Here is a 12823-nt window from a genome sequence, read left to right on the forward strand (position 1 = left end):
GCCAGCGGCTACCAGATAATGCCGCTGGCTGTCATATCAATAATATTATTGTTCTTCCACGATTTCTTGTTGATCAAGTGCAGCATCCAGCAACTGATTGTACACATCATCGTTATTCTCCAGCAATGCATCCGTTTCTAAGAACTGTTCCTCGCTCCCAGGCTCACCCGCAAAGCTTAGACTGTAATCCCATTCCGTTCCTCTTGTACTGAAGAAAGTAATTTCATATGGAGCCTTATGATTTTCGAGAGTGAATACAGTCCTCCCTACATAACTTTTATCTTCTTTACGGCTCATTTCAGCACTTACGATCTCTAAATTCATCCACTTATCTTCCTTCCTATCATCAAATCAGCTACCCTTTCAGTATATCATTGAAATGAATGTAATTCCTTCTCTTTGCACTGTAAATTCCACGTAATTGACTTTTTTCATCCGGCGGTTAATAATTTAGTACAATGCTTGTAAAGTACTAAACTATTAGTAAATGGAGGAAATTACAATGACTGATTTTCAGGCTAAGCTTAGTAAATATGCAGATTTAGCTGTACAAATAGGTGTTAATGTTCAACCCGGGCAAATTCTAGTGGTGAATGCACCGATTCTTGCCGCTGATTTCGTACGTCTAATTACCGCTAAGGCATATGCAATCGGAGCAAGTTTAGTTAAGGTGAACTGGAGTGATGCAAGCATTACACGCCAACAGTTTGAACACGCTGCGCCAGAGGTATTCACTCAGCCTCCTACATGGTACGCAGGTGAAATGACTGAATTCGCCGAAAAAGGTGCAGCTATCCTTAACGTGATCGCTGAAGATCCTGATGCACTTAAAGGCATTGATCCAGTACGTATCTCCAATTTCCAAAAAGTACGTGGAGCTGCCCTTACCAAATATCGTGAAATGCAAATGTCCGACAAAGTTAGTTGGAGTATTGTAGCTGTTCCTTGTCAAGCTTGGGCGGATAAAGTGTTCCCTGAGGTTCCAGCCGAAGAACGTGTAGATAAACTCTGGGAAGCCATTTTCCACACCGTGCGTCTTGACCGTGAAGATCCAGTAGCTGCATGGCAGGAGCATCTTGATACCTTGGAGCAAAAAGCGAATGTACTCAATGCAAAAAAATATAAAAAGCTGCATTACATAGCACCTGGCACTGACCTTAGCATCGAGCTTCCTGAAGGCCATATCTGGGCACAAGGAGACAGCATTAATGCAAAAGGTCATTCTTTTGTAGCCAATATGCCTACCGAAGAAGTTTTCACTGCACCACTAAAGACTGGTGTTAATGGCACTGTAAGAAGCACAAAGCCACTTAGTCATGGCGGCAACATCATCGATGACTTCTCTATTAGCTTTGAGAACGGCCGTATTGTAAGTGTTGCTGCTGAGCAAGGTCAAGAAGCGCTAGAGCACCTCATTAGCATGGATGAAGGAGCGAAATACTTAGGAGAGGTTGCCTTGGTTCCTCATAAATCTCCTATTTCTGAATCCAACATTCTTTATTACAACACATTGTTTGACGAAAATGCTTCTAATCACCTTGCTATAGGTATGGCTTATGCCTTCTGTTTAGAAGGCGGTAAAGACATGAATCCAGAGCAGTTAATTGAGCATGGCCTCAACAATAGTGTAACCCATGTGGATTTCATGATCGGATCAGCTGAGATGAACATTTACGGGATAACTGCGGATGGAACTGAAGAACCTGTCTTCCTGAATGGAAACTGGGCGTTCTAATTTAAGCACACAAGAGATACAGGATATTGGGAGGAATAGAAACTATGTTGGATTTCAAGCAAAAGCTGGAGAATTACGCATTGCTGGCCGTGAAGATTGGCGTTAATATTCAACCGGGTCAGACACTCGTTGTGAATGCAGATATTGTTTCCGCAGACCTTGTGCGACTTGTGGTTCGTAAAGCCTATGAAGCCGGCGCGAGACTTGTAAAGGTGAATTATAGTGATGAAGTTGTATTACGCACACGATATGATCTTGCTCCATCCGATTCCTTCCTGGAGCCGCCGCAGTGGCAAGCCGATGAATTAGAGGATCTTGCTAAAAAGGGAGCTGCATTTCTAACCATTATCTCCGCAGACCCAGATCTTTTAAAAGGCGTTGAACCTGGAAGAATTGCCGATAATCAACGTATTTCTGGGCAGACCCTAGCACCTTATCGTGAGTACTTAATGGGAAATCATGCGAGCTGGAGCGGCCTTGCCTTCCCATCAGCCTCTTGGGCTGCAAAAGTGTTCCCTGACGCTCCATCCGAGCAGCAGGTTGAACTGTTATGGGACGCCATCTTTAAAGCCACACGTGCGGATCAGGAAGATCCTATTGAAGCATGGAGCCGCCATTTAGATGGACTCAAAACTCGTTGCGCGTCCTTGAATGAAAGTAAGTTTCGCAAGCTGCACTATACAGCACCTGGTACAGATTTAACTATTGAGTTGCCGGAAGGTCACATCTGGTGTCAGGCAGGGGCTGTGAACGGTAAGGGCGTCCCTTTCCTAGCCAACATTCCAACGGAAGAAGTGTTTACTGCCCCTCTGAAGTCTGGTATTAATGGTAAAGTGAGCAGCACTAAGCCACTTAGCTACGGCGGCAATCTAATCAATAACTTCACGCTGACCTTTGAGAACGGTAAAGTGATTGATTTTACTGCTGAAGAAGGCGCAGAGACTTTGGCATCACTAATCGCACTGGATGAAGGCTCTTCCTATCTTGGTGAAGTTGCTTTGGTACCTTTCCACTCTCCGATTTCTGAGAGCGGTATTCTTTATTACACTACGCTGTATGATGAGAATGCCTCCTGTCATTTGGCTTTAGGTGCAGCTTATGCCTTCACAATTCAAGAAGGAATTACGATGACTAAAGAACAGCTGTTGGAAAAAGGAATGAATCAAAGCCATACCCATGTTGACTTTATGATGGGCTCACCTGAAATGAATATTGACGGAATTAACAATGATGGAACAACAGTACCTATCTTCCGTAATGGGGATTGGGCTTAAGGCTTATACAACACCCGTTAGATCCTAGATAGCCTAGATAGAACCAACTTCAAACAACCCGTTTTACTCTCTAAGTAGAGAGTAAAACGGGTTGTTTTTGTTTTAACAACAACATTTCAGGTGGTAAAATGCCCAAATTTGAATAAAAGTTCAATATTTGTTCACACTATTGTTGATTTCCGTTCACAAATATGTCACAATACAGTTAAGGATTGAATTTCCAAGGAGGGGATTATCATGTTGAGAGACCCAGTTTCCAAAGAAGTTGACAGCCTCGAAGAAGAACAGCTAGAAATTCAACCACCGGTAGATTCAAGAATTGTTGCCTCTAATGCTATTAAATACACTGCCTATGTTATGCTGCTTTTTGGATTTTTGTATTTCCTGATTGCTTACTTGGCACCTATGTTGGAACCTTAATGTGATGGATATAATTTTATTGGAAAACGCTTACGGTTAATCACTCTCTATGGAGCAGTGATTAACCGTTTTTATTACTTCCATGAGAATGCTTTGTTTGTCCAAGCTATTGCTGTTGGAGACCATACCCCGTTCATCTTCGTTTGTATCCAAGCTATGGCCTCTTCTCTATCCCCTTCAAAAGCGGATAAACCGTTATCTGACATCCAGTGACTGACCGTCTCGAACGAGGTGCTGCTCCAACCATTTACTTCACCTTCATCATTCAGGCGTTGCTTGATGCCTGAAATCACCATATCTAACGATCCTTGCAGCTCAGTAACCGCGTTATCGAAGGCTGTTTTCTTATCTTTTGCCTTCATATCAGCCTCTGCCCGAAGTTTACGTGTGTCAATGCCTTCATGTTCACGAACAATCTGCAGCAAGGTCACAGCTTCTTTACTAGCCAACCCATCCTTATACCGCTCTTCAATAGATTTGGTACTGCCTACAGCTGCTACAAATGCCGGGAACCACTCCCTTGAGACTAAAATAGCCTTTTTCTTAATAAACTTTCCGTATCCTGCAAGACCCTCACCTGGAAACTGCGCACGCCATGACCACGGATCTAATTCTGTTCCGGTATGCCAATTCTCGGGCTTAGTTAAGACGTTTAAAGACGGGTGCCCGGGAATCAGCGCAGCAAGCGGTAAAATCCCCAATTTCGTAATAATTTCTGCTGTTTCCCCATAAGTGGTGACACTACCTTGTTCATATTCCTGACCCATTTGTTCATCATCTCCTAGATCTAATTTAATCTAATTTCATATTTCCAATTCCGGTTATAAAAGTGCTAATCAAGCGGGTTAGACTCTCGTTAGTATCGAGCGCCATACCAAATCCACCCTTTTGCTCCAAAGAGGCGAATCCATGTAGGATACTCCGTAATCCTCTTACGGCATGAAGTTCTCCTTCTTCACCTAATTGATAACTCTTCATCACCTGAATTATAAACTGCAAAATATGCTCACCAGCCGCTTCAAGCTCCGTGTTCTCCTGTTCAGGCGCTCGTAGTGTAGTCTCATACAAACCTGGTCTACTTCTAGCAAAATCCACATATGCTCGGCCCATCGCGTGTACAGCAGCATCTCCATTTAATCCCTCAGCTGCATTCGACATGCTTGTAAATAACAACTCTAAACCGTAAATGGCGAGTCCAGTCCGCAAATCCTGCAGTCCATTTATATGGTTGTATAATGACGGGGAACGAACACCTAGTTTAGCTGCTAGTGCAGCCAAGGTAACAGCTTCTATACCTTCAGCATCGGCAATTTCTGCTGCTCTAATCACTAGCGTGTGACGATCTAATCCTGCTCTAGGTGACATTTAATTACTCCTATCCTGAATCATTTGTGCCTTACTTATGGCTTTCTCCATCTCCTGCTTTGGCGCTTTAAGTAAGTTGCCGTGACCAACAGCAAGTAAAGCTGGAGATAACTCTAGAAGCTTAATCGCACTATTCAGAGCTTGAGCTTTATTCCATGTAGCCATTGCTGGAAAAGGAAACAGGGGGATGATGGTTCCAGCCACCGCAGTTCCCCGGAAGGTCTGAAGAGCATCCCCCACGACTACAGCACCGCTGCGTGAATCAAGGAAAGACATAGAGCCGGGGGTATGTCCTGGTGTGTGAATCGCTGTTAATGATCCAATGGTATCCCCTTCGTGGAGAAGGACATCTGGCTTGGTAGCTATCTTCTTCGGCACGCCTCCCTTAATAGGGGTCTGAGGTTCTCCTTCCCGAAGTGAACGATCTCCACGAAGTAATGCCGAATCTCGCTCAGAGATGTAAACCTGAGCCTCTGGACGTTGCTTTTTTAGTCCATCCAGTGCCCCAATATGATCATCATGCGCATGCGTTAAGATTATGCGTGTAAGCTTCTTATTTAGTTTCGCTTCAGTTTCCATAATTCCTTTTAGACTAAATGGCATAGCGGCATCTATTAAAGTCAATCCATCGTTTTCCTCAATAATGTAACAATTCACTGGAAAAAAATTTGGCATCCAAGTCAACTGCAATAAATGACCTTCACGTGTTACTCTCATCCTTACCCCTCCGATAAACTAATGGTATTAGCTTAAATATAAACTAATGATATTAGTTTTACAAGAGATTGTTATCTTTAATATTTAATTCTCAATTGTCTTGTCAGCATTTTTGTTGGATTTATTAATTATGTACCACATCGCCAAAGTGATCCCTATGAAAAAAACAACCGCCCCCACGAGAGTACTCGATATATTGCGGATCTTTTAGTTAGTTGGGTAGTTTGAGTTTAGTTCGCTTATTCGCCGTTGTATGGGACTGAGGAGTCGTTATTTCGTAGATTTGCAGCTATTTGACGTGCTATCGGACTCAGTTACAGCTATTTACTCAAAACCACACCAATTCAGCGCCGATACATGCTAATAAGAGCTATACGGTCCGATACATCTGCAAAATGACTCAAAAAACTCAAATAGCTGCAATACGGTCCTTAACATACTGAGGACCTTTAGATAGTTTGGGTTATTCGCCTACTTGAGCCTACTTGATCTTCAACATAGCTTCAATAGCTTCATCAAATTCTTGAGGTTATCTTGGCTCTTTTTACTTTTTTGACTACTTTTTTGACTACTTTTTTGACTTAAGCTTCTTGGCTTACTCGGCTTAATTCGGTAACTTGGACATCATTGGTTTAGTTCTTAGGTTACTTTGGGTTCTTGCGCGATTTCAACTATTCCCCATGCTTGTGAACACACCTTTACCGATGATTCGGACTCAGTTGATCTTATTTCACCGTTTTGAACGTTTTAGGCGAGCTATCGGACCCAGTTGCAGCTATTTACTCAAAACCACACCAATTCTGAGCAGTTACATGGTAATAAGAGCTATGCGGTCCGATAGTTCGGCAAAATGACTCAAAAAGCTCAAATAGCTGCAATACGGTCCGAAACATACTGAGGGTCTTTGGCTAGTTTGGTTATTTGGGTTATTTGGGCTATTTGGACTTCTTGGCTTAATTCGGTAATTTGGGCTTCATTGGTTTGTTTCTTAGGTAACTTTGGGTTCTTACGCGATTTGAACTATCCCCCATGCTGGTGAACACACTTTTACCGATGATTCGGACTCAGTTGATCTTATTTCACCGTTTTGAACGTTTTAGGCGAGCTATCGGACCCAGTTGCTGCTATTTACTCAAAACCACACCAATTCTGAGCAGTTACATGGTAATAAGAGCTATGCGGTCCGATAGTTCGGCAAAATGACTCAAAAAGCTCAAATAGCTGCAATACAGTCCGATGCGGAGATCAGTAGGAAGCCCATAGAAGGTCACTAGGAGATCTCTAGAAGGTCACTAGTAAGCCGCGCAAGAGGTCAATAGGAGGTCAATAGGATATTACTAAGAATTAAGTAGAAGGTTGAGCCACATCAGCAGAGGAACCAGCAGCGAAAAGTGATCAGCATAAATCACTCATCAACCATCACTCATCACCCATCACTCATCACTCATCAGCCCTCACCCTACTTCCGCTAGTATAAGCAACAAAAAAAGCATCCCTAAGGATACTTTTGATCTTTCGACGCTTATGATGTTTCGATACTTATGATGTTTCGATACTTATGATGTTTCGATACTTTTGATCTTTTGATCTATTTGATATTTCGACGTTTTTTCAATATTTATGATCTTTCGCCGCTTTTAATATACGAATGCCTTCGACTTTCCTTATTCCACTACGCCATTCTCTGGACAGAAGTCTACGATCTTCAGCAGCTCCGAAGCGTCTGTGCGTGGACGGCTGTCAGGTACAATCTCCGGATATCCGGCATGGATCATGGCTACAATTTTTTCGCCGGGCTTCACACCAATTTTAGTGCGGAATTCAGGGTTGTTGATGTATGGATCAGTCTTCCAAATCGTTCCTACACCTTGTTCCCAAGCTGCGAGCTGGAAGTTCTGTACAAGTGCGGACGCTGCTGCAAAATCCTCGTCCCACTCTCTTTGCCGAGGATCTTCAGGCATCACTACGATTACTGTTAATGGAATATTCGAGATATATTCTTTACGTTTAGCAGCCACTTCTGGATCAGCTATAGCACGTTTTACAAAAGCAAATGCAGATTCAGCTAGGAATTTCGAACCTTCCCCTTGAAAAGCAATAAATCTCCACGGCTCACGCACACCATGATTCGGTGCCCATACCGCTACATTTAATAATTCCTCTAAAAGGCCTTGTGGAAGTGGATCTTTTTTAAAAAGCTTAATCGAGCGTCGTTCTTTTATTATTTGGGCCACACTATTCTGTTGAGTCTGTTGAGATTGCGTCATAAGATCCACTCCCTATTATAGTAATAATGATAATCATTATCACAAATGATACAGCATCTTTCTGCCTTTTGCAAATAACAGGTAACCCTTCGAATCACAACTCTTGAATTCACAAAAAAACACCGTTCCAGAAGGAACGATGTTCACAGCTTCAGCCGAATCGGCCCATGATATATTCTTGCGTCATTTGATTCTCTGGATTGGTAAAGACTTTATCCGTCTTATCATATTCGACAAGGGAGCCTAGATAAAAGTATGCGGTATAATCAGAGATCCGAGCTGCCTGCTGCATATTATGTGTCACAATAACGATGCGAAGCTCTTCTTTTAACTCTTTGATTAGCTCCTCTACTTTACCTGTGGAGACCGGGTCTAGAGCTGATGCTGGTTCGTCCAAGAGCAGAATTTGCGGGTTAACCGACAACGCTCTAGCAATGCAAAGGCGCTGTTGTTGTCCACCGGAAAGTGCAAGTGCTGAATCTTTTAAACGATCCTTAACCTCATCCCACAATGCTGCTTTGCGAAGACTGCCCTCAACAATCTCATCAAGAGCCTTTTTACCTTTAATGCCATGATACTTAGGTCCAAAAGCGATGTTATCGTAAATCGATTTATAGAACGGATTTGGCTTTTGCCATACCATCCCGATCTTCTGGCGCAGCTTAATCACATCCGTACCCGGAGCATTAATATCCACTCCATCGATCCAGATGCTTCCTTTTGTCTTTGAGCCAGAAATTTCGTCATTCATCCGGTTCAAAGAACGAAGAAAGGTTGATTTACCGCAGCCGGATGGGCCGATCAGTGCAGTAACCGTATTTTCAGCAAATGGAAGGCTTATCCCCTTTACTGCCTCATATGTTCCGTAAAAAATACTCAGGTCTTCGGTTTGAAAAGATTCACGCACTGCTGTTGCCGACGTTCCCATCGATTACTCCTCCTACATCTCTACTTTAATTTGTATGATTAGTTCATTCTTTTTGAAGCTGTAAGCTTACGATATATAAATCTTCCGAAATAACGTGCTGCCAAATTGAAGATTAACACCATAATTACAAGCACCGCCGAAGCTCCTGCAGCAATCTGTGCAGCATCTGGAGCTAGGCCTTCACTGTTGACCTTCCAAATGTGGACAGCCAGCGTTTCCGCTGGACGGAAGGGATTCAGTGGTGAATTCGCACTAAGTGGATTCCAGTTGGTGAAATCCAATCTTGGACTACTCATCCCTGCTGTGAACATCAACGCAGCTGCTTCCCCAAAGACACGGCCAGCGGACAAGATAGTGCCTGTAATAATTGTAGGTAATGCTACCGGAAACAACACCGAGGTAACAATTTTCCACTTGGACAATCCTAGTGCAAAACCGGCCTCTTTTTGTTGTTTTGGAACACTACGAAAAGCTTGCTCCGTAATCCGCACCATCAGGGGTAGATTAAAGACCGTCAATGCTAGCGCACCGGAGATTAAGGAGAAGCCCAGATTGAAATAGTTAACAATCAGCAATAGACCAAACAAGCCGACTACGATGGAAGGGAAAGATGACAATACTTCAACAATCAAGCGAATAAAGCCGGTAATCTTACCGGGACGAGCATATTCCGCCATATAAATACCGGCACCCAGTCCAAGCGGAACTGTAATAATAAGTGTCAGTACCAACAGGAATAAGGAGTTAAATAGCTGCGGTCCGATCCCTCCACCTGCACGAATTTTTTGCGGTGCAGAGAAAAGAAAATCCCAACTGATATGGCTTAAGCCTCTAAAGAGGATATATCCCAAAAGTCCAAGTAGAATGGCAACGATGAGCATCGCGAAAAATACAATAAGACTGGTGGCAATTTTATTTACGGTTCTCGGCTTCAAATTTTATTTCTCCTTTCAAGCATTCTCACAAAGAAGACAAATACGAAAGTCATCAGCATGAGAACCAGTGCCATACTCCACAGTGCATTATTGTGAGGTGAGCCCATAGTCGTGTTCCCCATACCGAGTGTGATCACACTGGTCAAGGTAGAAGCTGACTCAAAGAGTGATTTTGGCACGAATGGCGCGTTCCCGATAACCATTTGTACAGCGAGTGCTTCACCGAAAGCACGAGCCATTCCCAATACAATCCCTGTCATTATGGCAGGAAAGGTTGTTGGAATAATCACCCGCGAAATCGTCTGCCACCGGGTGGCACCAAGCGCATAGGAAGATTCTTTTAAGTTTTGCGGCAATGAAGCCAGCGCGTCTGCAGCCACGCTTGTAATCGTCGGAAGAATCATTACCGAGAGCACAAGCGCGCCTGCAGCTACCCCGATGCCTTGGCCCGGCAGGTTGTTGCGTAAAAACGGTACAATTACACTTAATCCGATGAAACCATATACTACCGAAGGAATCCCTGCCAAAAGCTCAATAACAGGTTGAAGTAATTTTTTGCCCCACCCTGGAACAATCTCAGTCATAAATAACGCAGCGCATAAGCTAAGTGGACTAGCAATCAATGCGGCAAGCAAAGTAACCAGGAAGGACCCCGAGATAAATGGAAAAGCTCCGAAGGAAGGCGTATCCGCTTCTGGCGACCACTTTGTACCGAATAGAAATTCAGAAACTGTAGCATTGCCACTTGTGAAGGTTGAAATTCCTTTAGACGCTACAAAATATACCATCGATACAATGATTGTTATCAACAGTAATACACAGAAGGACATATAAGTACGTCCAACAAAATCTTCAATATGATGTTTTTCGAATCGTGAGTTCTTTAGTTTCACCCTCAATTGCTCCCTCTTTCTAAAGTGAAAAGAGAGGCAGATGTATCCGCCTCTAATCACTTGAGATTCTAATCAATAACATTGCCTAAAATTAAATTACTTAGCGGTAACAGTTCCTGCAACGTCGCGAACAACTTGCATTTTAACAGCTGGGATGTATCCAAGTTCAACAACTTCACCAGTTTGCACTTCGTCAGTTAAGAAAAAGTCGAGGAATGCTTTTACTGTTGCGTTAGGTTCACCATTTGTGTACATATGCTCGTAAGCCCACACTGGGTATTTACCAGAAACAACATTATCAACAGATGCTTCCACACCGTCAAGACTAAGTGTTTTAATGGAATCATCCAGGTAAGAAAGAGCAAGGTATCCGATTGCCCCTGGAGTTTCACCGATCATTTTCTTAACCGTACCGGAGGAATCTTCTTGAATTGAACCTGGGATATCTTCTGTTTTGGTTCCAAGTGCAAAGCTTTCAAAGGTTGCACGAGTACCGGAGCTGCCTGGACGGTTGATGATTTGGATTTTTTGATCCGCTCCGCCTACTTCAGACCAGTTAGTGATTTTACCAGTGAAAATGTCCACCAGTTGTTGTTTAGTCAAGCTATCCACACCAGCATCAGGATGAGATACTGCTGCGATCGCTACTACTGCTACTTGATGATCTACGAGTGCTGCTGCTTTTTCTGCATCTGCATCTTTTAATTTTTCTTCTGCGAATACGTCAGAGTTTCCGATATCTACTTGTTTCTCAGCTACTTGAGTAAGACCAGTACCACTGCCACCGCCTTGAACTTGAATGTCCACGCCAGTGTTTTTATCCATGAAATTCTCTGCTACCAGCTCAACCAAGGGTTGTAATGCTGTTGAACCTGAAGCCAGAATCGAACCACTTATTTCAGCGCCGCCGCTTCCTTCGTTAGTTGCTGCAGCGTTTCCTCCTGTGTTGTTAGCCCCGCCGTTACCGCAAGCCGATAGTGCCAGTACGCTTGTTAAAGCCAAAGTCATGATCCATGATTTTTTGAATTGCATTGTTTTGTCTCCTCCTAAATGGTTTGTTAGCATGGCTCCCTGATCAGTTCATACCAAACTGGCTTCGAAAGCTTTAACATGGTGTTGTGGAGCTTGGCCCCCATATGCATGGTTACTGTAAAAGTTCATCAAACGCATATGTTATATGTTGTCCGGGACTTCTTGGCCCCTCTGACTCTTCTTATTCTAGAGCTCGTTCGTTAGAGAAACTTCTTATCTTTGTAAAGTGAACGAAAAAAATACCAATATAAAGTGTATATCTGTATAGATATAATCTATAATGGAGATATAATTTGTAATCCAACTTAGCATTATGTGGAGGAAAGTCATGAATATTATGAAATTGAACATCGTAGTTCTAATTGAAAAATATAAAAAGGTAACCGATGTAGCCGCAGAATTAGGCCTTAAACAGCCTACTGTTTCTTTTCATATGAAGAATCTGGAGGCTGAGCTCGGAACCCCTCTATTTCTTTACCGCAGCGGCAGAGTGCTGCTTACGGATGCTGGGCGAGCCCTTTATCAATACGCCCTCAAAATCGTTTCCCTCACAGCAGAAGCTGAGCGTACAGTCAAACAATTTTCTTCTCCCTCAAAAGGAACATTAGAGCTGGAAGCCAGTTTTATTCCTGCAACTTATATTTTACCTAATATGTTAATCCAATTCATGAAACTCTATCCGGGGATTAACAACTCCTTGACTGTTCAAAGCGATGCTTTGTTACGTGAACGTCTCCGTAGTCGGGATATTCAGATGGCTATTTTACATACTTCGGATTGGCAGGACGAATCTTTTGATTTTCAGCTTATTGTCCGTGATGAACCTGTCCTAATTTTTGCACCTGGTCACCCATTTGAAGACCTAGAGAAATTAACACCTGAACTAATTGCCAATGAGCCGTGGATTCAGCATGAGCAAGGATCTTGTTTACGAGGGTATGCCGATCAATGGGCACAATTCAATCAAATCCGTTTATGGAACCGATCCGAGTTGAATTCTCCAGAAGTGATTAAGCAGCTAGTTAGCGGGAGTGATTGTGTTGGCATTTGTTCTAAAGCGGCTGTTAAAGCTGAGATTGAACTAGGCAAGCTTAGCTATGCCAACCTGCCAGGGATTTTGCCTGAAAACGGCGGGTTTGTGCTCGGCTGGCGTAAAGATCATATTTTAACACCGTTGCAGCAATCCTTTGTTGAAATAGTAACGACTCTTGATCTTTAAAAAAACAAGGAAGCTTCTAAAGCCGCAAACGGTTTTAG

13 protein-coding genes are annotated in these 12823 nt (G+C 43.1%); 4 read left to right on the top strand and 9 right to left on the bottom strand.

Features of this window, described 5'->3' with window-relative positions; all coding sequences use genetic code 11:
• Positions 1 to 45: 45 nt before the first annotated feature.
• Positions 46 to 324, bottom strand: coding sequence for a hypothetical protein (locus MHH60_RS02630; RefSeq protein WP_076126655.1), 279 nt, complete (start codon positions 322 to 324; stop codon positions 46 to 48).
• A gap of 178 nt (positions 325 to 502) precedes the next feature.
• On the opposite strand from MHH60_RS02630, the gene MHH60_RS02635 reads away from it, so the two are divergent.
• The 3 genes from MHH60_RS02635 to MHH60_RS02645 all read left to right on the top strand — a co-directional run bounded on the left by MHH60_RS02635 (position 503) and on the right by MHH60_RS02645 (position 3429).
• Positions 503 to 1735 carry an aminopeptidase gene (locus tag MHH60_RS02635; RefSeq protein WP_076132975.1) on the top strand — a complete coding sequence of 411 codons (1233 nt, stop codon included), beginning with the start codon at positions 503 to 505 and terminating at the stop codon, positions 1733 to 1735.
• 44 nt (positions 1736 to 1779) lie between these two features.
• Positions 1780 to 3009: an aminopeptidase gene (locus MHH60_RS02640; protein WP_076132974.1), complete on the top strand. Its 1230-nt coding sequence runs from the start codon at positions 1780 to 1782 to the stop codon at positions 3007 to 3009.
• Positions 3010 to 3246: 237 nt separating this feature from the next.
• The gene (locus tag MHH60_RS02645; RefSeq protein ID WP_076126661.1) at positions 3247 to 3429 is read left to right on the top strand and encodes a hypothetical protein; all 183 of its coding nucleotides are present in this window, start codon (positions 3247 to 3249) and stop codon (positions 3427 to 3429) included.
• A gap of 74 nt (positions 3430 to 3503) precedes the next feature.
• Here MHH60_RS02645 and MHH60_RS02650 read toward each other — a convergent pair whose 3' ends face one another.
• The 8 genes from MHH60_RS02650 to MHH60_RS02685 all read right to left on the bottom strand — a co-directional run bounded on the left by MHH60_RS02650 (position 3504) and on the right by MHH60_RS02685 (position 11566).
• Positions 3504 to 4196: an AlkZ-related protein gene (locus MHH60_RS02650; RefSeq protein WP_076132972.1), complete on the bottom strand. Its 693-nt coding sequence runs from the start codon at positions 4194 to 4196 to the stop codon at positions 3504 to 3506.
• Positions 4197 to 4221: 25 nt separating this feature from the next.
• Positions 4222 to 4794: a TetR/AcrR family transcriptional regulator gene (locus tag MHH60_RS02655; protein WP_076132971.1), complete on the bottom strand. Its 573-nt coding sequence runs from the start codon at positions 4792 to 4794 to the stop codon at positions 4222 to 4224.
• The gene (locus MHH60_RS02660; RefSeq protein ID WP_076132969.1) at positions 4795 to 5511 is read right to left on the bottom strand and encodes an MBL fold metallo-hydrolase; all 717 of its coding nucleotides are present in this window, start codon (positions 5509 to 5511) and stop codon (positions 4795 to 4797) included.
• 1664 nt (positions 5512 to 7175) lie between these two features.
• Positions 7176 to 7778: a nitroreductase family protein gene (locus MHH60_RS02665; RefSeq protein ID WP_076138724.1), complete on the bottom strand. Its 603-nt coding sequence runs from the start codon at positions 7776 to 7778 to the stop codon at positions 7176 to 7178.
• Between the two features lie 151 nt (positions 7779 to 7929).
• On the bottom strand, positions 7930 to 8706 hold the full coding sequence (gene pstB / locus MHH60_RS02670) for a phosphate ABC transporter ATP-binding protein PstB (protein ID WP_076138725.1): 777 nt from the start codon (positions 8704 to 8706) through the stop codon (positions 7930 to 7932).
• Positions 8707 to 8744: 38 nt separating this feature from the next.
• A complete protein-coding gene (gene pstA, locus MHH60_RS02675; protein ID WP_036687518.1) occupies positions 8745 to 9641 on the bottom strand; it encodes a phosphate ABC transporter permease PstA in 897 nt (298 codons plus the stop codon).
• Positions 9638 to 10540 carry a phosphate ABC transporter permease subunit PstC gene (gene pstC / locus MHH60_RS02680; RefSeq protein ID WP_036687519.1) on the bottom strand — a complete coding sequence of 301 codons (903 nt, stop codon included), beginning with the start codon at positions 10538 to 10540 and terminating at the stop codon, positions 9638 to 9640. Before pstC ends, pstA begins: the two co-directional genes overlap by 4 nt.
• Before the next feature lie 90 nt (positions 10541 to 10630).
• Positions 10631 to 11566, bottom strand: a complete 936-nt coding sequence (locus MHH60_RS02685; protein ID WP_076126671.1) for a phosphate ABC transporter substrate-binding protein PstS family protein — start codon at positions 11564 to 11566, stop codon at positions 10631 to 10633.
• A 328-nt stretch (positions 11567 to 11894) separates the two neighbouring features.
• Here MHH60_RS02685 and MHH60_RS02690 point away from each other — a divergent pair, with 328 nt between their 5' ends.
• Positions 11895 to 12785 carry a LysR family transcriptional regulator gene (locus MHH60_RS02690; RefSeq protein WP_076138726.1) on the top strand — a complete coding sequence of 297 codons (891 nt, stop codon included), beginning with the start codon at positions 11895 to 11897 and terminating at the stop codon, positions 12783 to 12785.
• Positions 12786 to 12823 lie beyond the last annotated feature (38 nt).

Origin of the sequence: Paenibacillus sp. FSL H7-0716 (assembly GCF_038002705.1) — a bacterium.
In the GTDB taxonomy this organism is placed as follows: Bacteria; Bacillota; Bacilli; order Paenibacillales; family Paenibacillaceae; genus Paenibacillus_AQ; species Paenibacillus_AQ odorifer.